The organism is Streptococcus sp. oral taxon 064, from assembly GCF_001683375.1.
Taxonomy (GTDB): domain Bacteria; phylum Bacillota; class Bacilli; order Lactobacillales; family Streptococcaceae; genus Streptococcus; species Streptococcus oralis_S.
Genome location: NZ_CP016207.1, coordinates 1,841,102 through 1,866,749, shown reverse-complemented (window position 1 = coordinate 1,866,749; position 25,648 = coordinate 1,841,102). Strand labels below are relative to the sequence as shown.

The 25,648-nt window shown below is 33.1% G+C and carries 26 protein-coding genes; 24 read left to right on the top strand and 2 right to left on the bottom strand.

Translation table 11 applies throughout. The features are described 5' to 3' along the window. The first annotated feature begins 1 nt into the window (after position 1). From AXF18_RS09210 to AXF18_RS09095, 24 genes are all read left to right on the top strand, one after another. Complete coding sequence (locus AXF18_RS09210; protein WP_065371866.1) at positions 2–1,417, top strand: Y-family DNA polymerase; 1,416 nt, start codon at positions 2–4, stop codon at positions 1,415–1,417. After that, positions 1,414–1,779, top strand: a complete 366-nt coding sequence (locus tag AXF18_RS09205; RefSeq protein WP_003042877.1) for a hypothetical protein — start codon at positions 1,414–1,416, stop codon at positions 1,777–1,779. Before AXF18_RS09210 ends, AXF18_RS09205 begins: the two co-directional genes overlap by 4 nt. Further along, positions 1,769–2,059 carry a DUF5960 family protein gene (locus tag AXF18_RS09200; RefSeq protein WP_033585725.1) on the top strand — a complete coding sequence of 97 codons (291 nt, stop codon included), beginning with the start codon at positions 1,769–1,771 and terminating at the stop codon, positions 2,057–2,059. Before AXF18_RS09205 ends, AXF18_RS09200 begins: the two co-directional genes overlap by 11 nt. A gap of 840 nt (positions 2,060–2,899) precedes the next feature. After that, positions 2,900–5,005 carry a glycosyl hydrolase family 28-related protein gene (locus tag AXF18_RS09195; RefSeq protein ID WP_065371865.1) on the top strand — a complete coding sequence of 702 codons (2,106 nt, stop codon included), beginning with the start codon at positions 2,900–2,902 and terminating at the stop codon, positions 5,003–5,005. After that, positions 4,992–5,723, top strand: a complete 732-nt coding sequence (locus tag AXF18_RS10065) for a protein phosphatase 2C domain-containing protein (RefSeq protein ID WP_081730851.1) — start codon at positions 4,992–4,994, stop codon at positions 5,721–5,723. Before AXF18_RS09195 ends, AXF18_RS10065 begins: the two co-directional genes overlap by 14 nt. Before the next feature lie 82 nt (positions 5,724–5,805). Further along, positions 5,806–6,444: a phosphate uptake regulator PhoU gene (locus AXF18_RS09185; RefSeq protein ID WP_033585727.1), complete on the top strand. Its 639-nt coding sequence runs from the start codon at positions 5,806–5,808 to the stop codon at positions 6,442–6,444. Positions 6,445–6,460: 16 nt separating this feature from the next. Next, complete coding sequence (gene galT, locus AXF18_RS09180; protein WP_033585728.1) at positions 6,461–7,936, top strand: UDP-glucose--hexose-1-phosphate uridylyltransferase; 1,476 nt, start codon at positions 6,461–6,463, stop codon at positions 7,934–7,936. A 12-nt stretch (positions 7,937–7,948) separates the two neighbouring features. Continuing rightward, complete coding sequence (galE, locus tag AXF18_RS09175) at positions 7,949–8,962, top strand: UDP-glucose 4-epimerase GalE (RefSeq protein WP_065371864.1); 1,014 nt, start codon at positions 7,949–7,951, stop codon at positions 8,960–8,962. A 145-nt stretch (positions 8,963–9,107) separates the two neighbouring features. Then, complete coding sequence (locus tag AXF18_RS09170; protein WP_065371958.1) at positions 9,108–9,764, top strand: DUF1868 domain-containing protein; 657 nt, start codon at positions 9,108–9,110, stop codon at positions 9,762–9,764. A 37-nt stretch (positions 9,765–9,801) separates the two neighbouring features. Then, the gene (locus tag AXF18_RS09165) at positions 9,802–10,881 is read left to right on the top strand and encodes an extracellular solute-binding protein (RefSeq protein ID WP_065371863.1); all 1,080 of its coding nucleotides are present in this window, start codon (positions 9,802–9,804) and stop codon (positions 10,879–10,881) included. A gap of 103 nt (positions 10,882–10,984) precedes the next feature. After that, the gene (locus tag AXF18_RS09160) at positions 10,985–11,995 is read left to right on the top strand and encodes an ABC transporter ATP-binding protein (protein ID WP_000589129.1); all 1,011 of its coding nucleotides are present in this window, start codon (positions 10,985–10,987) and stop codon (positions 11,993–11,995) included. Between the two features lie 11 nt (positions 11,996–12,006). Next, positions 12,007–13,698: an iron ABC transporter permease gene (locus AXF18_RS09155; protein WP_033585731.1), complete on the top strand. Its 1,692-nt coding sequence runs from the start codon at positions 12,007–12,009 to the stop codon at positions 13,696–13,698. Positions 13,699–13,700: 2 nt separating this feature from the next. Continuing rightward, positions 13,701–14,411 (top strand): MgtC/SapB family protein, encoded by a 711-nt coding sequence (locus AXF18_RS09150; RefSeq protein WP_001191972.1) that lies wholly within the window; start codon positions 13,701–13,703, stop codon positions 14,409–14,411. A 94-nt stretch (positions 14,412–14,505) separates the two neighbouring features. Next, positions 14,506–14,868, top strand: coding sequence for a hypothetical protein (locus AXF18_RS09145; protein ID WP_000870371.1), 363 nt, complete (start codon positions 14,506–14,508; stop codon positions 14,866–14,868). A gap of 129 nt (positions 14,869–14,997) precedes the next feature. Then, complete coding sequence (locus tag AXF18_RS09140) at positions 14,998–15,999, top strand: LacI family DNA-binding transcriptional regulator (protein WP_000793419.1); 1,002 nt, start codon at positions 14,998–15,000, stop codon at positions 15,997–15,999. Between the two features lie 96 nt (positions 16,000–16,095). Continuing rightward, complete coding sequence (locus tag AXF18_RS09135; protein WP_003042140.1) at positions 16,096–16,797, top strand: MgtC/SapB family protein; 702 nt, start codon at positions 16,096–16,098, stop codon at positions 16,795–16,797. Positions 16,798–17,166: 369 nt separating this feature from the next. Then, the gene (locus tag AXF18_RS09130) at positions 17,167–17,523 is read left to right on the top strand and encodes an SAG1252 family conjugative relaxosome accessory protein (RefSeq protein ID WP_065371862.1); all 357 of its coding nucleotides are present in this window, start codon (positions 17,167–17,169) and stop codon (positions 17,521–17,523) included. 4 nt (positions 17,524–17,527) lie between these two features. Then, the gene (locus tag AXF18_RS09125; RefSeq protein WP_065371861.1) at positions 17,528–17,893 is read left to right on the top strand and encodes a MobC family plasmid mobilization relaxosome protein; all 366 of its coding nucleotides are present in this window, start codon (positions 17,528–17,530) and stop codon (positions 17,891–17,893) included. After that, the gene (locus tag AXF18_RS09120; protein ID WP_065371860.1) at positions 17,880–19,709 is read left to right on the top strand and encodes an SAG1250 family conjugative relaxase; all 1,830 of its coding nucleotides are present in this window, start codon (positions 17,880–17,882) and stop codon (positions 19,707–19,709) included. Before AXF18_RS09125 ends, AXF18_RS09120 begins: the two co-directional genes overlap by 14 nt. Before the next feature lie 103 nt (positions 19,710–19,812). Beyond that, on the top strand, positions 19,813–20,040 hold the full coding sequence (locus AXF18_RS09115; RefSeq protein WP_033629554.1) for a helix-turn-helix domain-containing protein: 228 nt from the start codon (positions 19,813–19,815) through the stop codon (positions 20,038–20,040). Positions 20,041–20,308: 268 nt separating this feature from the next. Further along, positions 20,309–20,578 (top strand): DUF3173 family protein, encoded by a 270-nt coding sequence (locus AXF18_RS09110; RefSeq protein WP_000450956.1) that lies wholly within the window; start codon positions 20,309–20,311, stop codon positions 20,576–20,578. Further along, positions 20,550–21,737 carry a site-specific integrase gene (locus AXF18_RS09105; protein WP_033629555.1) on the top strand — a complete coding sequence of 396 codons (1,188 nt, stop codon included), beginning with the start codon at positions 20,550–20,552 and terminating at the stop codon, positions 21,735–21,737. Before AXF18_RS09110 ends, AXF18_RS09105 begins: the two co-directional genes overlap by 29 nt. A gap of 478 nt (positions 21,738–22,215) precedes the next feature. Further along, on the top strand, positions 22,216–23,118 hold the full coding sequence (locus tag AXF18_RS09100; RefSeq protein WP_065371859.1) for a DUF2268 domain-containing protein: 903 nt from the start codon (positions 22,216–22,218) through the stop codon (positions 23,116–23,118). Positions 23,119–23,180: 62 nt separating this feature from the next. Then, complete coding sequence (locus tag AXF18_RS09095; protein WP_065371957.1) at positions 23,181–23,549, top strand: EXLDI protein; 369 nt, start codon at positions 23,181–23,183, stop codon at positions 23,547–23,549. Between the two features lie 160 nt (positions 23,550–23,709). On the opposite strand, the gene AXF18_RS09090 is transcribed toward AXF18_RS09095, so the two are convergent. Then, the gene (locus tag AXF18_RS09090; RefSeq protein WP_065371858.1) at positions 23,710–24,195 is read right to left on the bottom strand and encodes a GNAT family N-acetyltransferase; all 486 of its coding nucleotides are present in this window, start codon (positions 24,193–24,195) and stop codon (positions 23,710–23,712) included. Between the two features lie 31 nt (positions 24,196–24,226). Beyond that, positions 24,227–25,573: an NADP-specific glutamate dehydrogenase gene (gene gdhA / locus AXF18_RS09085; protein WP_065371857.1), complete on the bottom strand. Its 1,347-nt coding sequence runs from the start codon at positions 25,571–25,573 to the stop codon at positions 24,227–24,229. Positions 25,574–25,648: the final 75 nt, after the last annotated feature.

Below are 25,648 nucleotides of genomic sequence, written 5' to 3'. Positions count from 1 at the left end.
TATGAGCTGGTTTGATTATAGTCTCGAACCTAAAAGTGACATTGCTTTTATTGATATGAAATCCTTTTACGCAAGTGTAGAATGTGTCGATAGAGGCTTACATCCACTTAAGACTTCGCTTTGTGTTATGAGTCGTGCAGATAATTCTGCCGAGTTAATCCTTGCTTCCTCTCCTATTTTTAAAAAGGTCTTTGGAAAATCAAACGTTGGACGTTCCTATGATTTACCATTTGATGTAAAAACTAGGAAGTTCTCTTACTATAACGCTAAGAAGCAAGGTTTACCGACAACGATAGATTATGTACGTTTTATTGAGGAATGGGCAAAATCAACTGTGATTGTTCCTCCGAGAATGGATACTTATATAGCAGTCAATATGGAAATTCAAAAAATCTTTCAAGATTTTGCGGCACCAGACGATATTTATCCTTATTCAATTGATGAAGGATTTATTGATTTAACAAGTTCATTAAATTATTTTGTGCCAGATAAAAGTATTAGTCGGAAAGATAAATTAGATATTATCTCGGCTGCTATTCAAAAAAAGATTTGGAGAAAAACAGGAATCTATTCAACGGTAGGTATGTCTAACGCCAATCCCTTATTAGCTAAGTTGGCACTTGATAATGAAGCTAAAAAGACTCCGACAATGAGAGCTAATTGGTCCTATGAGGATATAGAAAAGAAAGTATGGGCTATTCCTAAAATGACAGATTTCTGGGGAATTGGAAATAGAATGGAGAAGAGATTACATAATCTAAGTATCTTTTCGATTAAAGAATTGGCACAGGCTAATCCTGACTTGATTAAAAAAGAGCTTGGGATTATGGGACTAGAGTTGTGGTTTCACGCTAATGGTATTGATGAAAGCAATGTTCATAAACCTTATAAGCCGAAGTCAAAAGGGATAGGGAACTCTCAAGTTTTACCTAGAGATTATGTCAAACTAAGAGATATTGAAATTATACTTCGTGAAATGGCAGAACAAGTTGCAGTTAGATTGAGAAGAGCTGGTAAAAAAGCGACTGTGGTTTCTATACACTTAGGATATTCTAAAGTGGAACAGAAACGATCTATTCATACTCAAATGAAGATTGAACCGACCAATCAAACAGCATTACTGACAAATTACGTTTTAAAGTTATTTCACACTAAATATACTTCAGGAGCTATTAGGAATGTTGCGGTTAATTATTCTGGTTTAGTAGATGAATCCTTTGGGTTTATTTCATTGTTTGATGATATTGAGAAAATAGAAAAAGAAGAAAAGCTCCAGTCCGCAATTGATGCTATTCGAACAGAATTTGGTTTTACTTCACTATTGAAAGGAAATGCCCTGGATCAGGCTTCTAGAACAATTGCAAGAAGTAAACTCATTGGTGGTCATTCAGCTGGAGGATTAGATGGGTTAAAATGATGAATCGTTCTTATTTGCCGTTTTTATCTGCAAGAGAGTATCAAGATCGTGGGATGGCTAAGTGGATGGGATTCTTTTTGTCAGAACATTCAAGTTCTCTTTGGGAAGAAAAAAATAAAGAAGATGTCTCAATTACTTTATCAATGGAAGAGAAAGTTTTACTTGTTCGTCAACTTTATACGAATACATTCCCTGCAACGTTTATTTTGAAGCACTCAAATAGAAGAAAAGTAGTATCGGGTATTGTTAAAGAAATTGGGAAAGAGTTTATATCTATAAAATCAGACATTGGATTTCTTCGATTAGAATGGTTAGATATACTTGATATCCAGATAGAAGGTGAGGGGTTACATGAATCGTAAAGAATTATATGACGATAAATTGCAGCTGGACTATTTTTCTGATTCTTATTTAAGGTTTGAGTCAGATTTTTATAAGTATTCTGCTTTAGACATACCATTAACATTTATTACCGATGATATTTTACGTACAATGGCTATGTCTCAAAAACATTATTTTAAACTAAACAAAAGTAAATCTTTAGACTGTCGGGACCATTACTTTGTTTTTTCTATCAAGATGAATAAAGATAGTAGTGGGATTAGGCAGTATGAATATCAGAGACATTGCTTTAGTTTATGAAAATTATTGAACAATTGAAAACAAAAATCAATAGATAAAATTAAAGATTAATAAAATAATTTTAATTGTGAAACAAGAAATATAGTAGTTGAATAAATAAATTAAAAAATATCACGACTGTTTTAATACTATAATTAAAAACTATATCATACTAATATTGACAACATCCAAAGAATAATAGGAGGTGATGAATTAACTATTTCGTTTGACATGATTATAAAGGAAAAATTAGGACTCCAAGTAATTCTATAACAATACTGGAGGCTGGGTAAAACTCAATTTAAAGAGAAAATGAAGTAAATCTTTCCACAAGAATGCATATTATTAAGGTTTTAGATACCTGATAATATGCGTTTTTTGATTTTAAAGACTTTTTACCAATCGTTCTTTTTATGTGACTATTAGTCCGTCTCGCTCCGCTAGGTGTGAGACGGACTAATAGTCACATAGTGAAAGCCAGCGTCTTAAGACGCTAGCTGGTAATCTGAACTTATAGCTCTGGTACAGACCACCTGTTTGATGGGTGATCATGATTTTAAATTATAATTAAAAGATTACGACTTTTATTAAATAGAATTTAGTGATATTTTAGAAGATTTTATCTTTGAAACAATGAAACTATTATCTCAAACTAGAAATGTTTGGAATATTAATGGTGTATAGTTTGGATATATAATTCATTAGATGATTGCGTTTTCAAAAATATTGTCTTTTGTTGTGTTATTTCTTGACAATTCAAATTTTAAAATATATTATAAAGATAATGACAGCGGTGTCATTTTATCAATTTTAAGATAAGTAATAATAAATTGTAAATAAATAAAAATATTGGAGGTCTTTATGAAACACATTTTTCATAATGAAGTATTTAGCATTCGTAAATTGAAAGTTGGAACATGCTCAGTTTTATTGGCTATTTCAATTTTGGGAAGCCAAAGTATTTTAGCTGATGAAGTTGGCACTACTACACCACAGATTGATACAAAAGAGATTTCTAATGTAACTACTAATGATTTAGGTTACTCTCAAAATATTTCTAATAATGATTCTATTGGAAGTATCGATACTAATTCATCTACTAATAATTTAGATAGTTTGTCAAGTGTTAATCGTGATAACTCTAAAGATACTATTCATTCTGATTCACAAGATAATAAAACAGTTGAATCTATAGAAAAATCTAATAATGAAAGTAAGAACAATAAAGAAGATATTGTAAATGATAGCACTATAAAAAAAGATTTTGAAAAAACTGCTTTAAATGTAAAAGATTATGGTGCAGTAGGCGATGGGGTTAATGATGACCGACAAGCAATTCAGGATACAATAGATGCAGCTGCTAAAGGATTAGGTGGAGGGAAAGTATATTTTCCTGAGGGGACTTATTTAGTTAAAGAGATTGTCTTTTTGAGAAGTCATACACACCTAGAAGTACATGAAAAAGCTACCATATTAAATGGTATCAATATCAAAAATCATCCTTCTATTGTATTCATGACAGGTTTATTTACGGATGATGGTGCGCAAGTAGAATGGGCCCCAACAGAAGATATTAGTTATTCTGGTGGTACTATTGATATGAACGGTGCTTTGAATGAAGAAGGAACTAAAGCAAAAAATCTACCACTTATAAATTCTTCAGGTGCATTTGCTATTGGGAATTCAAATAACGTAACTATAAAAAATGTAACATTCAAGGATAGTTATCAAGGGCATGCTATTCAAATTGCAGGTTCGAAAAATGTATTAGTCGATAATTCTCGTTTTCTTGGTCAAGCTTTACCTAAAACTATGAAAGATGGGCAAATTATAAGTAAGGAGAGTATTCAGATTGAACCATTAACTAGAAAAGGTTTTCCTTATGCTTTGAATGATGATGGGAAAAAATCTGAAAATGTTACTATTCAAAATTCATATTTTGGTAAAAGTGAAAAATCAGGTGAATTAGTAACTGCAATTGGGACACATTATCAAACTGCAACAACTGAAAATCCTTCAAATATTAAAATTCTAAATAATCATTTTGATAATATGATGTATGCGGGCGTTCGCTTTACAGGATTTACTGATATTTTAATAAAAGGAAATAGGTTTGATAAGAAAACTAAAGAGGAAAGTGAACACTATCGTGAAAATGGTGCTGCTTTAGTTAATGCTTATAGTTATAAAAATGTTAAAGACGTATTAGATCTGAATAAACATGTGACTATTACTGAAAATGTATTTAATATTGCTGATGCTAAAACAAAAGCAATACGTGTTGCAAAAGATAGTGCAGATTATCTTGGAAAAGTAACTGATATTACTGTAACAAAGAATATCATTCATAATAATTCGCAAAATACTGAACAGCCAAATATTGAATTATTAAGAGTCAGCAACAATTTGGTAGTATCTGATAATATCATCTCGGGAGGTAAAGACGGAATCGTAATTGAAGAATCCGCTGGAACTATCACTGTCCTAAATAATCAACTTTCCAATTTAACAGGAAATCATGTTTCTTTACTTAAAACTGATTTTAATGGGACCAGCTCAGACACAAATAATAGTGTCGGTGATTTTAATATTATAACTGAGAATGAAAGTTATAAAATCTTTTCGCAAAATTCAGGTAATCACTCAGACAACCACTCAGATAAGCATGTAGAGGAAATAAAACCTGTAGCTGAAAACAAAAATAATTTAGCTAATAATTACTCAGTAAATAGTGTAGATGATAAAATTGAAAAATCAAATCATAATTCAGGTAATGTAGTAACAGGAGAAATTTCACAAAAACAATATGACGTAACTAATGTTAGTGAAGTAGTTAAGACAAAAAATAATCAACATGCATTACCAAAAACTGGATTAAATAAAATGGTTGAGTTGCTTTTAACTATTATTGGAATTTGCCTTCTATTTGGACAATGGAGTTTAAAACGTCGTTATGAAGATAGATAGAATTTGCTCAATACAAGGTAGTGCTAAAGAGAACGAAGATAGCGTAGATTACAAAAATCAATATTTCTGGATTATAGATGGAGCAACAGATTTATTTAATTCAAAAGACTCTATAGGTTATTCAGTTTCGGAAGTATCTCATCTTATTTCTGAGTGTCTCAAGCAGTATTGTAATGATTCTTTATCATTGAAGAAAATTTTCGAGCTTGCTTTAGATGACGTTAGAAAAATAATAGAGATAGATAAGTGTGAGTTTGATGATTATTACCAGTTACCAACTTTTGCCTTTATTTTTGCGAAATTATCTGGTTTAAAATTAGAATACATAATGATTGGCGATTGTGTTATGATAGTCAACAATCAAGTGATTACAGATCATAGAGTAGATTGTCTTTTTGAGCAAGGAAAATTTGCAATCAAATCTAATGATGAAGCTGATAAAAAGACTATATTACAAAATATTAGGAAGCTAGCTAATAAACCAGATGGATATTGGATAGGTTCACTAGACAAAAGTAGTATAAATCATGTTATCAATGGTAGTTTGGAAGTAACTAGTAATCATATTGTTTTAATGACTGATGGTTTTTACGATTTTTATACTCAAAATTCAGGCTACAATTTTGGAGAGTTAATTGAAATGAGAAAAGAATCTACAAATATTGATCCTATTTATGGTAAAAAAGATGATGCAAGTATTTTGATAATTGATGTTTAAAATAATTTCATCATATGATGAACTATAAAGACAGTTATCTATACGAGTTCTTTATAGTGCAATTGATTATTGAGGTTAGATAATGTTGAGAAAGCATTTTGACAATGAAATTATTGAGTTGTCTAATAATCTAGAAGATATATGGATTTCTATAATAAAAAAATATGAAATTATATTTGATGACTTAACCGAAGTTCAAAAACAAAGTATTATAGATAATGATTTAGTTATTAATGAAGCAGTTGTTACAATAGATATGAAAGGTATTGAACTCATCTGTTTACAACATCCTGTTTCTGTTGATTTGAGAAGAATTATAACTATAGTAAAATTATCAACAGATATTGAACGTATTGGTGATCGAATCATTGAAATAGTTAAGAATTTAAAAAATATTCATACAATGCATGAATGGGGACCATTATTTTATGAAATGCTAAAAATTCATTTTATTATAGGGGATCACTTAAAGAAAACTCTAACATGGTATAAGAATAGAAACTATGAACCTGACGTATATGACTATAATAAAAAATGTAAGTTGATATCTGGTCTATGTCAAAAACTAGGAGACAAAGTAGTAGAGAACTTTCTTATTGAATTCTCAAATGTTGATGAAGCTATTGTATTTTTAGAAGTTATTAATATTCTTGATAAGATATCCCATACAACACAATCTATTTATAAATGGTTAGATTATCAGGAAATTGGAGTATTATAGTTAAAGAGGAGTATATATGCAGACAATAGTAGATAATTTTGCTAATAAAATTATTGAATATGGAATTTATAAATCGATGGACCAAATATATATAAAAAATAGAATATTGGCTTTAATCGGTGAAGAAGGAACTGATAAGATTTCAAATGAGAGTGATCTTAAAAAATTAAAAGACAATTTAGTAGAAATAGCTTTAAAGAATGGTAAAATTGCTGATTTAGCTGAGGCAAAGGAATGTTTAGGTGCAGAGCTGATGAATTTTATCGTTCCATTACCAAGTCGCCTTAATGATATTTTTTGGAGTTCATATGATGTTTCGCCACAGGAAGCAGTTGAAGAGTTCTATCAGTTAAGTAAAGATAGCGACTATATTAAATTGTCAGCTATCGCTAAAAATATAGCTTTTCATACTGAAACTAATTATGGTTCACTTGAAATTACAATCAATTTATCAAAACCGGAAAAAGATCCGAAAACAATCGCGGCAGAGAAATTGGTAAAGTCATCTAATTATCCAAAATGTTTACTTTGTATGGAAAATGAAGGTTATCAGGGGAGAATAAATTATCCAGCACGTGCAAATCATAGAATTATTCGGTTGGAACTGGGAGACGAAGTATGGGGTTTCCAGTATTCCCCATACTCATATTTTAATGAGCATGCGATATTCTTGAATAGTCAACATGTACCAATGGCTATTACGTCCAAAACATTTGAACAATTATTGGAGATTGTTGATATTTTACCAGGGTATTTTGCTGGTTCAAATTCTGATCTTCCTATCTCAGGAGGTTCTATTCTTAGTCATAATCACTACCAGGGAGGAAAACATATTTTCCCAATGGAAAAAGCAAAATTTGAGAGAGAATTTCTTTTTAAAGACTTTGAGGATGTTAAAGCAGGTATTGTAAAATGGCCGATGTCAGTGATTAGGCTACAAGGTGAAAATAAAAATCGTTTGGTAGAATTAGCTACTAAAATACTAAATATCTGGAGAGAATATTCAGATTTAGAAGTAGACATCATTGCTAAGACTGAAGATATTCCACACCATACGGTGACTCCTATTGCTCGTAAAGTGGATGGAAGATATGAACTGGATATTGTTCTGAGAGATAACCATACTACTAAACAATACCCAGATGGTGTTTACCACCCTCATCAAGATGTACAACATATTAAAAAGGAAAATATTGGGTTAATCGAAGTGATGGGACTTGCAATTTTACCACCTCGTTTGAAAACAGAGTTAGAAGAAGTTGAGAAATATCTTTTAGGAAAAGATAACGCAATTGCTGATTATCATTTAGAATGGGCCGTTCAATTGAAAGAAAAATATCCTGGACTTAAAGAGGAGGAGGTTCATAGCGTAGTTCAACATGAAGTAGGGCAAGTATTTGCGAGAGTTCTCGAAGATGCAGGTGTTTATAAGAATACTCAAACCGGACATGAAGCATTTATGAGATTTGTTAAATCGGTTGGAATTAATTAGGAGGAAGTAAAAATGGCAATATTGGTAACAGGCGGAGCTGGTTATATTGGTAGCCATACCGCAGTAGAATTACTAAATTTAGGTAAGGAAGTCGTTATTGTCGACAACCTTTCAAACTCAAGCATTTTAGTATTAGATCGTATTGAAGCAATTACAGGGCAACGTCCTGCGTTTTACGAATTAGATGTTTGTGATAAACAAGGATTGAGAAAAGTTTTTGAACAAGAATCTATTGAGGCTGCAATTCATTTTGCAGGATACAAAGCTGTCGGCGAATCCGTGCAAAAGCCTGTAATGTACTACGAAAATAATATTATGAGCACATTAGCTCTTGTTGAAGTGATGTCAGAGTTTAATGTTAAAAAGATTGTGTTTTCATCGAGTGCGACTGTATACGGCGTTCACAATCAGTCTCCCCTTATTGAGACGATGCCGACAAGTGCAACGAATCCGTATGGGTACACAAAAGTGATGCTTGAACAAATTTTAAAAGATGTTCATGTAGCAGATTCAGAGTGGAGTATTGCGTTGCTTCGTTATTTCAATCCGATTGGTGCTCATGAGTCGGGGTTGATTGGAGAAGATCCATCAGGAATTCCTAACAACTTAATGCCTTTTATTGCACAAGTAGCGGTAGGTAAGAGACCAGAGCTAAGTGTTTTTGGAGATGATTATGATACGGTAGATGGTACTGGTGTTCGCGATTATATCCATGTAGTGGATTTAGCGATAGGGCATATAAAAGCTTTAGAGAAAGTATCTGAAAAAACAGATGTTTATATTTATAACCTTGGTTCAGGAGAAGGCACAAGTGTATTACAACTTGTAAATACATTTGAAAGTGTCAATAAGGTTCCAATTCCTTATAAAATTGTTCCAAGACGATCAGGAGACGTTGCGACTTGTTATGCAAATGCGGATAAGGCGTATGAGGAATTAAATTGGAAGACTACAAAAACGGTCGAAGACATGTGTAGAGATACATGGAATTGGCAATCAAAAAATCCTAATGGATACAATAAATAATAAAGTTCGAGTAGTCTTGTAATATGTATATAATAAAAAAATAAAAAAAAAAAATAATGAAAGCGCTTGACAAAGTAAACGATTACATTGTATAATATAAATATGAATGACACCGATGTCAAAAAATAAAAAAGAAGGTCTTTTTATGAAAAACTTAACAAAAATTAAGTTCAAAGAGAACGGGGAATTTAATCATTTCCCGGGGAATACAGTTGTAGCAAATCTTTATACTAATTCAGATTTGATGGAAGTTGTTGATATCATTCAATCACGCTATAGAGAGTTACCATTTATAGATAAATTCACATTAACTCCAAGAGATTCTATTCATATGACTGTAATTGAATTGCTTTGCCATGAAAATCGTGAGCCAGAATTTTGGAGTAGCCATCTACCATTGGATACGCCATTACAAGAAATTCATGATTACTTTGCAAAACAACTAGAAATTTTCCCATTGCTAAACGAAGATATTCATATGCGTGTGACTGAAATGGGAAATCAAAACATTTTAGTAGAACCAGCCGATGAGAAATCAGCTAAACGATTAGAAGAAATTAGAACATATGTTTCTGAAAAAGCAGGTGTTCGATTCCCTAATCATGATCGCTATCAATTCCATATCTCAATTGGATATCTTCGAGTTCCATTAACTGAAGAAGAAAATGAAGAGTTTACTAAAGTGAAAAAGGAATTAACCGAAGTTCTGCTTGAAAAGATTCCTGTCATTACAGTACATCGTATCGATTACACAGTATTTGAAGATATGAGACGTTTTGTTCCATATTGCGAAAAATTTTAAAATAAAATTATAATTAAAAATAAAAAGGAGATTTCATATGAAAAAATCTAAATTATTATCGTTTTTAGCTGCAGGGGTTGCGGTTACAACATTGGCAGCATGTTCAAGTGGTTCAACTAATTCATCAAATTCTTCGAGCGATGCACCTCAATCAGAAGAAAAAGCTGACAAGAGCCAAGAATTAGTAATTTATTCTAACTCTGTTTCAAACGGACGTGGGGATTGGTTAACTGCTAAGGCTAAAGAAGCTGGTTTCAATATTAAAATGGTTGACATTCCAGGTGCTCAGTTGGCCGATCGTGTTATTGCTGAAAAAAATAATGCAGTAGCTGATATGGTATTTGGTATTGGAGCTGTTGATTCAAATAAAATTAGAGATCAAAAATTATTGGTACAGTACAAACCTAAATGGTTAGATAAAATTGACCAATCTCTATCAGATAAAGATAACTACTACAATCCTGTAATTGTTCAGCCATTGGTCTTGATTGGTGCTCCTGATGTTACTGAAATGCCTAAAGATTGGACTGAGTTAGGCAGCAAATATAAAGGTAAATATTCAATTTCTGGACTTTCAGGGGGAACAGGGCGTGCGATCTTGGCAAGTATCCTTGTTCGCTATCTCGATGATAAAGGAGAATTAGGCGTTTCTGAAAAAGGTTGGCAAGCAGCTAAAGAATATTTGGAAAATGCGTACACTCTTCAAAAGGGTGAAAGTTCAATTGTTAAAATGTTAGATAAGGATGACCCAATCCAGTACGGTATGATGTGGGGTTCTGGTGCATTAGTTGGACAAAAAGAACAAAATGTTGTATTTAAAGTAATGTCTCCTGAAATTGGTGTTCCGTTTGTAACTGAACAAACAATGATTTTGAATACTAGTAAGAAACAAGCTTTAGCTAAAGAATTTATTGATTGGTTTGGTCAAACAGAAATTCAAGTAGAGTACAGCAAAAACTTTGGTTCTATTCCTGCAAATACTGAGGCAGTGAAAGAGTTACCAGAAGCTACTAAGAAATTTGTTGATCAAGTGAAACCGCAAAATATTGATTGGGAAGCTGTTGGAAAACATTTGGATGAATGGGTTGAAAAAGCTGAACTAGAATATGTAAAATAGGACATAAGTGTAAATTTTAAAATTCCAGGTCTCTCTAAAGTTTCTAAACCTACATGAGAAATTAAGAGAGACTTTTCATTTATAAGTAAAGGAAGTTAGTAATATGATTAAATTTGATAACATTCAAATTAAATACGGTGATTTTATCGCGATTGATAATCTAAATTTAGATATTAAGGAAGGAGAATTCTTTACCTTCCTTGGACCATCTGGATGCGGTAAATCAACAACTTTGAGAGCTTTGGTAGGTTTTTTAGACCCTTCATCTGGAAGCATTGAGGTTAATGGGAAAGATGTTACTCATATGGAGCCAGAAAAACGTGGAATCGGGATCGTATTCCAATCTTACGCACTATTTCCAACAATGACAGTTTTTGATAATATTGCATTCGGTCTAAAGGTTAAAAAAGTTGCTCCAGATGTTATTAAAGCCAAGGTTTCTGCAGTGGCTGCTAAAATTAAGATTTCAGATCAACAATTGCAACGTAACGTTTCAGAATTATCTGGAGGACAACAGCAGCGTGTAGCTTTAGCTCGTGCTCTTGTTCTGGAACCTAAAATCCTATGTTTGGATGAACCCTTGTCAAACCTAGATGCAAAATTACGTGTGGATTTGAGAAAAGAGTTGAAACGTCTTCAAAAAGAATTGGGAATTACGACTCTATATGTTACACATGACCAAGAGGAAGCGTTAACGCTATCTGATAGGATTGCTGTTTTTAATAATGGTTTTATTGAACAAGTGGGAACACCAGTAGAAATTTATCATAATTCTCAAACAGAATTTGTATGTGATTTCATTGGAGACATTAACGTACTTACAGATGAAACTGTTCACGGAATTCTTCTAAATAATGCTCATGTTCTTTTGGAAGATAAAAAAGGTTACATTCGTTTAGAAAAAGTTCGCTTCAAACGTGAAACGGATCAGGATTTTGTCTTAAAAGGTTCAATTATTGATGTGGAATTTTCAGGAGTTACAATTCACTATACTGTTCAGGTATCTGAAAATCAAATTCTTAATGTAACAAGTATCGATAGTCAGTCAGCTATTAGATCTGTCGGAGAAAGTGTGGAATTATTTATCACACCATCAGACGTTCTGCAATTTTAAGGAGGTGCAGTATGCGTCATAAATTAAATTGGAAAGATTGGCTCATTCGTTTAGGCTTAATCTGGTTCTTGGTAACTTTCATCATTTATCCAAACTTTGATTTAGTAGTTAATGTATTTGTGAAAGGTGGGGAGTTTTCACTTGATGTCGTACAACGAGCTCTTAAATCTCAACGTGCGATTCAGAGTATTATGAACAGTTTTAAGTTAGCATTCTCACTAATTATAACTGTTAATGTTGTTGGTGTACTTTGTGTATTGTTTACAGAATATTTTGATATTAAAGGAGCTAAAATATTAAAACTAGGATACATGACGTCACTAATCTACGGTGGAGTAGTTTTGGCTACTGGTTATAAATTCGTTTATGGACCATATGGAATGATTACCAAATTTTTACAAGGTATTATTCCATCTTTAGATCCTAACTGGTTTATTGGTTATGGTGCAGTTCTATTTATTATGACATTTTCTGGTACTGCTAATCACACCTTATTCCTAACTAATACAATTCGTAGTGTAGACTATCATACTATTGAAGCTGCACGTAATATGGGTGCAAAACCATTTACAGTGTTTAGAAAAGTAGTATTGCCAACTCTTATTCCTACTTTATTCGCTCTGACAATTATGGTTTTTCTAAGTGGGTTATCAGCAGTAGCAGCACCTATGATTGTTGGTGGGAAAGAATTCCAAACTATTAACCCAATGATCATAACATTTGCTGGAATGGGAAATTCTCGTGACTTAGCCGCCTTTCTAGCAATTATTTTGGGTGTTGCCACTACGATTTTGCTTACTATTATGAACAAGATCGAAAAAGGCGGAAATTATATTTCTATTTCTAAAACGAAAGCACCTTTGAAAAAACAAAAAATCACATCTAAACCATGGAATATCATTGCACATATTGTTGCTTATGCTTTGTTCACTGTTTTCATGTTACCATTGATTTTCATTGTATTGTATTCATTTACTGACCCAGTTGCAATACAGTCAGGAAACTTATCATTGTCAAACTTTACTCTTGATAATTACAGATTGTTCTTTAGTAATAGTGCTGCGTTTTCTCCATTCCTAGTCAGCTTTATATATTCTATCATTGCAGCAACTACTGCAACAGTTCTTGCTGTTGTGTTTGCACGAGTAGTTCGTAAACATAAAACTCGATTTGATTTCTTGTTCGAATACGGAGCTCTTCTTCCTTGGCTATTACCAAGTACACTTCTAGCAGTTAGTTTATTGTTCACTTTCAACCAACCTCAACTTTTAGTCTTTAACCAGATTCTAGTTGGTAGTTTAGTAATTTTGCTAATCGCTTATATTGTTGTAAAAATTCCATTCTCTTATAGAATGGTACGTGCAATCTTATTTAGTGTTGATGATGAGATGGAGGATGCTGCTAGAAGTATGGGGGCTTCACCATTTTACACAATGATGAAGGTTATTATTCCTTTCATCTTGCCGGTAGTTCTTTCTGTTATCGCACTCAACTTTAACTCTTTATTGACCGATTTCGATTTATCTGTATTCCTTTATCATCCATTGGCTCAACCATTAGGTATTACGATTCGTTCTGCAGGTGATGAAACAGCAACATCTAATGCACAAGCTCTTGTATTTGTTTATACAATTGTTCTAATGATTATTTCAGGAACTGTATTGTACTTCACACAGAGACCGCGTGGTAAGAAAAGGAAATAGTAATGCAATCATCCAGCATGGGACTATCATACATTGAAATTATTATTAGAGTCGTGTTGTCTTTGGTCATTGGAAGTATTATTGGCTTAGAAAGAGGAAGTAAATCTCAACCAGCAGGTATTCGTACACATAGTATCGTTTGTATGGCTGCTTGTTTGATTATGATGACTAATGAATTTGTATCTTATAAGTTTGGAACAGGAGATCCGACACGTTTAGGTGCTCAAGTTATTTCTGGTGTTGGTTTTCTTGGAGCTGGAACAATTCTTATCACAGATAAAAAGAAGGTTACGGGTCTGACAACTGCAGCAGGAATCTGGGCTTCTGCAGGAATAGGTTTAGCTATTGGAGTAGGTTTTTATGAAGGTGCTCTGTTAGTAGCTATTTCTGTGTGGAGTGTGATTTCTATGTTTCAGCCTTTAAAAAAATATCTTCAAAGTCGTTCAAAAGTTATTGAATTATATATTGTAGTTAAATCTACTGAGGCATATAATCGAGTATTAGTTTATTGTGCAGAAAATGGAATTCGATTGAATGATTCAAGAACTGCTTTTGGAGATGTTAATTCTGAAAGAATTGAATATTTTGATGTTCCAGACAAAAGAATAGCATCATTTATGACTCTAGAACTTTCAGGTAAGTTTGAACATCTTAAACTAATGGAAGAAATAGCAAATATTGTTGGTGTTATTTATGTGGAAGAAGTTAGTTGATATAGAATAAACAAAGGGGCAGTTATTCTTGTCCCTTTGTTTTTTAGGTGATAATTGACTCGAAATTATTTGCAAAGTATAAGGATAAACATAAATGAAGGTATATAATATTAATTTTGACTGTGGAAGAATAACGTATTTTGAATATAATTCTTTAGTGCAAGTATATAGATTTCATTCTTTTTATGATATTTGTGAAATTGTATTTTCGTCTTCTTTACCAGCTGATGATATATTAGCAAAAGTTATTGTTAAGGAAAAGATTATTCCGATCTTAGACTGCTATGTCCAAATGTTATTAGATACTTTTATAGTTTCAATGGATTTTACCGAAAATGATTTTTTATATTTTCGTGGTAAGTTATTTTCATACAAGTTTATCAGTTGTGAAGTAGAAAAAATTGTAAAGAATAAAAATTTTAATTGTCAATGTTATTTTTTTGAATCGGAAGAATAGAGTATAAAATAGAAAATTTTGAAATTAAAGTTTTTGTTAAGATACATTAAAATATTTTACTAAATTCTCTTGTTAAAAAAAGTAAATATTGTATAATAAAATTAGATAAATCATAAATGGAGGACTAAAGTGAAAAATTTAAACGATAAAAAGGTAACTATTTATGATATTGCGCATTTATCAGGTTTTTCTCCAAAAACTGTTTCACGTGTTATTAACGGTGGTGAAAAGGTAAAAGAAGAAACTTATCGAGCTATTCAAAAAGTCATTGATGAGTTGTCGTATGTTCCAAATGCATATGCAAAAAATTTGACTAAGAAAGAAACTACAAACATTTTGATTTCCGTTAAAAAGATTGATTCTTTTCCCTTGATTTGGTTTCAAACTTTACTAGATAGAGTTCTACAAACTTGTAAAGAGTTTGGTGTAAACGCTATTGTTGAATACTTTGGTGAAGAAGATACGATTAGGAATTCAATAATTTCAAGTACAGGAAGCTTAATAGATGGAGTAATAGTATTTTATGAAAGTAAAGACGATATTCGGATTAATTATTTACAGAAAAATAATATGCCTTTTATAGTTTTTGGAGAATCTCGAACACCTGATGTTGTTTATGTATCTAATAACAATTTTCAAGCCACTTATGATATGATGGAATTAGTAACAAAAGAGAATATTAAAAGTATGTTGTTACTTATGGGAGGGGAATCTCTTGTTAATAAGGATCGTGAAAAAGGTATTCGTACTTTTTTGACTGATAAAAATTATTTAATGGATTTGCAAGTTATTTATGGTTTAACTACAATTGATTCAGTTTATTCATATGCTATAAATAATTTATCTAATCAAAATCATCCGGATATGATATTTGTTTCTGGGGATGAGAAGGTTCAAGGGCTGATTCGTGCATGCTATGAGAAGGGGATTACCATTCCTGATGATATTTCAATAATTGGATTCGATAATATTCCTATTTCGCAATATTATACTCCAGCACTGTCTACTATTTCTCCTAATTATGCTATGTTAGCCCAAAAAATGATAGAAGGTGTTTTAGCAATCATTAACGGTGAAAATATAGAATCCGTTGAAATATCTTCAAAAATTATTAGAAGACAAAGCTTTTAATCGGTAGAAAATACCGATTTTTTATTTGATAAAATATTAAAATAGTAGTAGAATATAACTTATGACACCGATGTCATTTTAGGATAGGAGGGATTAATGTCTACAATTTTTAATCATTCATTTAATAGTATTGTCGAGTTAAGGCATGTTATTTCAATATTAATCGCTTGTGCATGTGGGTGGGCAATTGGTTATGAGCGTAAGGCACGTAACAAGCAAGCAGGAGTCAAAACGCATATAATTGTTGCTTTAACTTCGGCTTTAATGATGATTCTTTCAAAAGAAGCATTTTTAGATACACCATCTTATGATACTTCTCGGGTTGCAGCTCAAATTGTTAGTGGTATTAGTTTTATAGGTGGAGGAATAATTTTTACTCGAGATAAGAAAATTAGTGGAATAACTACTGCTGCTGGTATATGGGCTACAGCTGGTATTGGTATGGCAATTGGTGCTGATTTTTGGATATTTGGTTCTTTTTGTAGTTTTATAGTTGTTCTGGTGCAATTAGTGACACATAGTAATGTAAGGAATCATGTAATTTATCAAGCGAAGATTGTGTTAGAAACAAATGATATTTCTCTTGCTGGTAAAATTTATGCTAACCTTGGTGCACTAGATTTCAAAAAATCTAATGTTGAGTTGAAAGAACAGTTATCTAATGATTCTTATGATATTTTGATTTCTATTGAGAATGATAAGGAGATTTCAATATTGGATATTGAAGCTTTTTTACTTAATGAAGACAAGAATCTAAAAATAAAAGAGTTTAAATTAAAAAATTATATGAAGAGTTAAATTTTCTATTTAAAATTTTTATTTTTCTAAAGAAAAAGTACAACTACCTTTTGTTTTTAATATATTTAAGTTTGTAAGAGTCCGTTAGGGCTCTTTTATTCTGTGATAATTTTTTCAAATGGTATTTGTTATACTTTTTTTAATTTAGATTTATGTTGGGGGTTTGGGGGCTAGCCACCATATTTTCATATCGTTTGTTTTTTGAACCGTGAGGTTTGAAATGGCAGGCGATATGATATTTGGGATATTGTGGACACAATATCTGAGCTCGCAAAGCCTTACAAGATGATAGATTTTGTCTTTGCAAGTTTCCCGTGGTTAATACGGGGTCGGGGATTGTCCAACCATTGATGAAAGTGAGGAAATAGTATGTCAGAACAATACAGAGACATTCGCAAAGAGGTTAATTTAACCGCAAATGAATTGGAAATGATTGAAGTGATAATGAAAAATAAGGGATTTGAACATTTTTCGCCCTTTGCTCGAAATAAATTGCTGGAGGAAGAGTTTGAAATGACTGCTGAAAAGTGGTTTGCCCTCTGGCAATCCCAAAAACTAGAACAAATCAGTCGTGACGTTCATGGTGTTTTAATATTGGCACAGTCCGAACATCAAGTTACCCAAGATTATGTATCTATTCTCTTAACCTGCGTACAGGAGTTGATTAAAGAAGTTGGAAACTCTATTCCCCTCAGCCAAGACTTCCGTGATAAATACATGAGGTGAGTACATGGAACATCGTTACCGAACCAATCTCAAGAAAGTGTTTCTGTCTGATAGCGAATTGATTCAGTTGAAACATTGTATCGACCAAAGCGGTTGTCAATCTTTTTCAGAATATGCTCGACGAACCCTACTTGACCCTGGCATGAATTTTATCACCATTGATACAACTGGTTATCAAGATTTGATTTTTGAATTAAAACGAATCGGAAATAATATTAATCAAATAGCCAGAAGCATAAATTATTCGAATTTAATAACGGAAGTTGAGTTAAATGAATTGAGAAAAGGTATAGAAGAGTTAATAGTAGAAGTGGAGAAAGATTTTCTTATTCAATCTGAAAAATTGAGGAAATTTTATGGTCATCACTAAACACTTTGCGATTCATGGAAAAAATTATCGTAGCAAACTAATCAAATATATTTTGAATCCAAGTAAAACAAAAAATCTAGCACTAGTTTCAGATTTTGGTATGAGAAATTATTTAGATTTTCCTAGTTATAAAGAACTAGTGAAGATGTACAATGATAATTTTTTAAGTAATGATGGTCTTTATGAATTTCGTCATGATAGGCAAGAAGTAAATCAACGAAGAATTCATTCTCATCATATTATTCAGTCTTTTTCTCCAGATGATCATCTTACTCCCGAACAAATCAATCGGATTGGTTATGAGACAGTTAAAGAGTTGACAGGAGGTAGATTTCGTTTTATCGTAGCAACTCATGTCGATAAAGATCATATCCACAATCACATCATCCTAAATTCAATTGATCAGAATTCTGATAAAAAGTTTCTATGGGATTATAAGGCAGAACATAATCTACGAATGGTTTCTGATCGTCTTTCAAAAATTGCAGGGGCAAAAATTCTAGAAAATCGTTATTCGCATCGTCAGTATGAAGTTTATCGCAAAACAAATTACAAATATGAAATAAAACAACGAGTATATTTTCTAATCGAGAACTCGAAAAATTTTGAAGATTTCAAGAAAAAAGCAAAAGCTTTACATTTGAAAATTGATTTTAGACACAAGCATGTTACTTTTTTTATGACTGATTCAAATATGAAACAAGTCGTACGTGATAGTAAATTGAGTAGAAAACAACCTTATAATGAAACTTATTTTAAGAAAAAGTTTGTTCAAAGGGAAATCATAAACATCTTAGAATTTTTACTTCCGAAAATGAAGAATATGAATGAATTGATTCAACGAGCAGAATTTTTTGGATTAAAAATAATTCCGAAAGAAAAACATGTTCAATTTGAATTTGATGAGATAAAGCTTTCAGAACAGGAATTTGGAAAAACGAATCGGTATAGTGTTAGTTATTTTCAAGACTATTTTAATAACAAAAATGAAACTGTTGTCTTAGATAATAAAAATTTAGTTCAACTTTACAATGAAGAAAAGCTAATTAAAGAAAAAGAGTTGCCGACAGAAGAGGTGGTATGGAAATCCTATCAAGATTTCAAGAGAAATAGGGATGCAGTTCATGAGTTTGAAGTAGAGTTGAATCTTAATCAAATAGAAGAAGTAGTAGACGATGGAATTTACATTAAGGTACAGTTTGGTATCCGACAAGAAGGACTTATTTTTGTACCAAATATTCAAATCAATATGGAAGAAGAAAAAGTTAAAGTATTTATCAGAGAAACTAGTTCTTACTATGTATACCATAAAGACTCAGCAGAAAAAAATCGCTTTATGAAAGGTAAAACTTTGATTAGGCAATTTAATCTTCAGTATGAACCGCAGTATATGTATAGAAGAATTCCTCTTAGCAAAATTAAAGAAAAAATAGAACAATTAGATTTTCTTATATCTGCGGAAAATAGTCCGAATGATTTTGAAGATATAACAAATGATTTCATTGCCCAAATATCATATCTAGAGAATATGATTGAACAAGTCCAAAATAAAATTGATGATTTAACTAATTTAGAGGAAGTATTGTTGAATAATACGGCAAATAGTTCTAGCAATTTAGAAAATAGTATTCAAGGTAAAAGTTCAGTAGATACAATAGAGAAGGATTTATACATATATAAAGGAAAGATTGAAACACTGAAGGAACAAAATAGAGAAGCAATAAATTTATTTGAAATGTTTAATAAAACAATAAAGAAATATAAGGAAAAACAAAATATGAAATCTATTAAGGAAAATGAGATACATTTAGAGTAAACAGTTTCCTAAAAAGTATATATAGAATAGTTTCATGTTCCAATTTGTCACATATTTAAAAATAAGAAAATAACTATATTATACTTGTTTTAGGAGACATTGGATGTTGAAAAGGATTAGAGATTTACGCGAGGATGATGATTTGACACAAGAATATATTGCGAAAATCGTTTTGAATTGCACAAGATCAGCTTATTCTAAAATGGAAGCTGGTACCAGGTTAATCTCTATAGATGACCTTATCAAACTTGCAGATTTTTATAATGTAAGTTTAGATTACCTTGTAGGTCGAGTGGATAATAAAGAAGACCATTACTCCAAAAAGTATTAGGTAAGAAAGCACATTGACAATTGAATAGTCCAAAATGGTACTTTCCTCATTTGTGGAGCAGTTTTGAATGGCTCGCCATGATAAGAGCGATATTAAAACCATCAATAAAATAGAGCGATACTTTATATGCCATGATACAAATGATATACAATGATACTTCTGACCGTTCAGGCTGCCACCGTAAAAGAGCAGCAAGTGAAATTCTTATGATGACTTCATCAGTCATACCATGGAGGTGAAAAAATCTAAGAAAGGAAGTAGTAAAATCATGGAAACAGTAAACTATAAAGATTTAGTTGCGATTGGTTTTCCAGAGCACACATCGAGAAATATTATTAGACAAGCAAAAAAAATTGCTGTAAAAAAGTTTGAAGAAGCTAGAAAAAATGATAAGAATGCGGTACAATTAGGATGTTCACCTTTCGATAATAAAAGGTTAGGCATTGCTCCTAAAAATATTGTAGAAAATTTAATTGGTATTTCTTTTTCAGATATAGAAGGTGAGAAAAATGGTTATATCAAAGACAAAGAAATATAAAGGTGTATACAAAGATTCAAAAGGAAAAATTTACTTTCAAATTGAATTAGGAGTTGATCCAATAACTGGGAAAAGAATTCAAAAGAAAGGAAGGAAAAATCAACAGGGACTACCGTTTAATTCTTTTAAGGAAGCTTATGAAGAGATACTTCGTTTAAAACATGAATTTGTGAACTCTACTATTAATAATAGTTTTCTAACTTTTAGAGAGTTTATGGAAGAGATTTATTTAAAATATTATCAACAAAAAGTTCAATTTGTAACTTATCAGACTGCTTTACCACATCATCAGTTATTTATTAAGCAATTTGGTAGTAAAAAATTATCAGATATTAGTACTATTGACTGTGAAAGATTTCGCTTAGCTATTATAGACAAGTATTCTAGTAACTATGCTAAAAATATGTGGTCTAGATTTAAAGCGTGTCTGGGCTATGCAGAAAGATTGGGTTATATTGATAGAGTTCCTTTTAAAGGATTAGATAATCCTAGAGGAAAGCACCCTGATACAAAATTTTGGACATTTGATGAATTTAAGAAGGTAATAAACTCTTTTGATATTAGTGAGTATGAGGGACTCCATAATTACATGACAATCTGGTTATATTTTATGACTGGCTTAAGAGTTAGTGAGGGTATTGCTCTTAAATGGGAAGATATTGATTTTGAACGTAAATGGATTCATGTTCATTCGACAATTGAGAAAGATAAAAACGGTGTATGGTATGCTAAACAACAAACAAAGACAGTAGCAGGGAATCGTAAAATTGATTTAGATGATTTTACGATTACAATACTTAAAAAATGGCGAGAAGTTCAAATAAAGAATGATGATAAAGATTATGTAATATCACGTTTTGGTGCCCCCTTGTGTAAGTCTACAATTTCTAGGATAATAAAAAGGCATGCTAGGGTTACGGGTGTACCAGAAATTACGGGGAAAGGTTTAAGACATAGTCATGCTTCCTACCTTATAAATGTATTGCATAAGGATACCTTATATGTTTCATATCGATTAGGACATGCTGATAAGTCAACCACGTTGAATACATATAGTCACTGGTATTATTCAGGTGATTCAACAATTTCAGAAGAGATTACAGACAGTTTAGATAATCTTGGATTATCAATTTACCTACCAAATTCCTGCCAAAGTTGAAAATGGAGGAATTAACCCACTAATACTGGGAGAAAATAAGATTAGCAAATTGTTACTCTTAAATAATAGAGCGACTACATTAGTAGCTTAAAAAACATATAAAACCGCTATTCTTAGGAGTAGCGGTTTTTTCTTTTGGTTCAAGAAGGGGCAAAAAAGGGGCGAACTAATTATATAGTTTATCTAGGAGACAAACAAGTTTTGAATAATAGGCTTTCCATAAAAAATGATACAAGTTTTTACCCTTCAGGATTTATTTTTTTCTAGTATCATCATTCCTATGAACAGTAGAAAAGTAAGTTTTTAATTTATTGATACTCTGGATATTATAATCTCAGTATTAAAGAACTTTATTGAAGGTAATTTTCGAACGGTTTGAGGTAATTTCAATGAAATTTTAATAGATATTTTAATTTTCTTCTTGACTCTGACCTTAGGGAAGGGATTATACTAATAATAGATAAGAAAGGAGATTATTATGCAAATCAATATGATTCGTTCAGATAAAGTTTACCAAGAGATGCTCGAGCTTCCTTTAGAAAAGAGAGAAGGCTGTTTTCGAGCGAAAATATTAGCACCTTTTGCAACCAAATACCAAACGCAACACATCCCTCTGAAAGCAAAGTATCCTGGAGGATTTGACGCTCTATTCCTACTTGGTTTTATGAATCAGTTACCCTCAACTCTCTCAGAAAAGGATAGACCAGCTATAGACGCTCTGAGCTCTGATCAACTCTGGCAAAATTGTCAAGATACCATCAAGAGGAGTATTGGGCTTTTTGAGCAGGCTGGCTATGACTTAGAGGTTGAGGATTACCATTTTACTATTTTATTGGGCAATCCAGAAAAACCTATGCTACAGCTCAATAAGGGTTATAGCGGAGATGGCGGAATTCCAGGCTACCTCATGCTTAGTCTGCTACCAAATGACTATACTTTACCACGTGTGCAGGCTGCGTTGGCTCATGAGTGCAATCACAATGTCCGCTTTCAATTTGTCAAATGGAATCAGCAGACGACACTAGCAGACTGGGTAGTCAGTGAAGGCTTGGCAGAGTCTTTTGCGGCTGAGCTCTATGGTAAGGATCTCATTGGGCCTTGGGTTACTTCAACCAGTCCAGAGCAGTTAGAAGAGATTAAGCCCATCATCTCCAGTCAGCTTCAGCTAACGGGGATGGCGGAAATGGCTCCTTATCTATACGGTGATGAAATCGCGAAGATACAGGGTCAAATTCCGGTTGGTATGCCCTATGCTGCAGGCTATGCTTATGGCTATCATCAGATACAAGCCTATCTGAAAAAGACTGGCAAGAACATTATTGAGGCTACAGTGACGCCTACAGAAGAGATTTTAGAGGCGACTAAAGACTTTTGGAAATGATACTTTTGCTTGCAAATCTGCCAGAGTTTGATATAATGAAAGTAATTTTTGGAGGTGACTATATGCACTATAAAAGAGTTGAATTGAAAGTCACAAATCAAGGTATCCATGAGCGCAAGATTTTTCAAGGTGTTAAGATTTTTAGTCGCAGTAAATTGTCCAAAGATCAGAAAAGTATTCTAACACAGAAGCTTTACCTGACTCCGAAGCAAAACATTGTTTACTATCAACGTACAGACGTCAACTATGACCAGAACTGGCATCATCATAAGGACTATTACGAATTAGCTTATGGTCAGATGGATAGAGAGACGGTTTTTAAGGTTTGCCAAGATTTTGACGAGCTAAGTCCTTTTCTGGAGAACGAGCTGCTGGAGAAGCTAAAAGAAAAGCAGTCTGCAGGCAAATTTTTTGAAAAATTAGATATATAAAAATCCGGTTGCTTTTATAAGCAGTCGGATTTCTTCTAGTGTGATAGTGCTGAAACAATACCTTAACTATCATAGCCTTGGCTACATTTTTAAAAGTTGTTTTAGCTGTGCTGAGGATCTTGATACTGATGTCCTCGAGACGACCAGAGTATACTGACATCTATTCATCTGATAAGAGAGACTTTATCATCCAGACATTCATAGCAGGATGGCCGGCGGCGTTAGAAAGTGGTTGTTGCAGTGATGTGAAACCATAGTGTTGATAGATGGCCACAGCCGTAGCCAGTTCAGTAGAGGTTTCTAGATAAAGCTGTTCATAACCAGCTAGGCGGGTTTCCTGGAATATCCGCTTTATCAAACGGCTAGAATAACCTTTGCCACGACTGTTTTTAGTGACATACAGTTTTTGTAATTCAGCAATCCTATCAGACACAGGTGCAAAGCCACCACAGCCAACCAGCTGACCTTCGTCTTCCAGGACAAAGTAAGCTGCTCTCTCTTGCTGTTGATAATAATCGGCCAAATGATCTAGATGAGAATCAAAGTAGACAGTTCCTGGTTTGTCAAGCCCGAATTCCTCTAGGCTAGCTCGAATGAGTTGCGCTACAGCTGGATTGTCTCTCGCTTCCATCGGCCGTAAGTTCATCAATTGTCCTCCGATAGGATGTATCGACTAATTAAACAATACCTTGTGCAATCATAGCGTTTGCTACGTTTTCGAAGGCAGCGATATTTGCTCCTGCAAGGTAGTCAGTACCAAGTCCGTATGTTTCAGCAGTTGTTTTAGCTGTGTTGAAGATGTTTGTCATGATGTCTTTGAGGCGTCCATCAACTTCTTCACGTGTCCATGAGAGGCGAAGACTGTTTTGGCTCATTTCAAGTGCAGATACAGCTACACCACCAGCGTTGGCAGCTTTGGCAGGTCCGTAAAGGATTCCGTTTTCTTTGTAGACTTTAATCGCATCAAGGTCACTAGGCATGTTAGCACCTTCTGATACGCAGATAACTCCTTGAGCAACCAAACGTTTAGCTGCGTCACCATTGATTTCGTTTTGAGTTGCACATGGAAGAGCGATATCGTAGTTTCCAGCGTAAGTCCATACAGAACCTTCATGGTAAGTAGCAGTGGCTTTTTCAGCAGCGTACTCAGTCAAACGTGCACGACGGTTATTCTTCACATCTGCTAGAAGGTCGAAGTCGATACCATTTTCGTCAATGACATAACCATTTGAGTCAGATACAGAGATAACAGTTGCACCAAGTTCAGTCGCTTTTTGAAGAGCGTATTGGGCTACGTTACCAGAACCTGAAATCACAACTTTCTTACCAGCAAAGCTGTTACCGTTGGCTTTGAGCATTTCTTCAGTATAGTAAACCAAACCGTAACCAGTTGCTTCTGGACGAATCAAGCTACCACCGAATCCAAGAGGTTTACCCGTCAAGACACCAGCATCAAATTGGTTAAGGCGTTTGTATTGTCCGTAAAGGTAACCAATTTCACGTCCACCAACACCGATATCGCCAGCTGGGACGTCAAGAGATGGTCCGATGTATTTTTGCAATTCTGTCATAAAGCTTTGGCAGAAGCGCATCACTTCAGCATCAGTCTTCCCTTTAGGATCGAAGTCTGATCCACCTTTACCTCCACCGATTGGAAGTCCAGTAAAGACGTTTTTAAAGATTTGTTCAAAACCGAGGAATTTCAAGATCCCTTGGTTTACAGTTGGGTGGAAACGAAGTCCGCCTTTATATGGTCCAACAGCTGAGTTGAATTGAACACGGTAACCACGGTTCACTTGGACTTTTCCATCACGGTCAACCCAAGGAACACGGAAAGAAATCACGCGCTCAGGCTCGGTGATACGTGCCAAGATGTTTTCTTCGATATACTCAGGGTGTTTTTCAAATACAGGTTCCAAAGTGCTGAAGAATTCTTCAACTGCCTGGAGAAATTCAGCCTCATGCCCGTTACGAGCCTTTACAGTTTCAAACACGCTTTGGATATATTCTTTAGCAGATGTCATATCGTTCTCCTTTGTTGTTATATTTTATTACATGAGCCATTATAGCAGAATTTTTTTTCACTGTAAAGAAAAAAA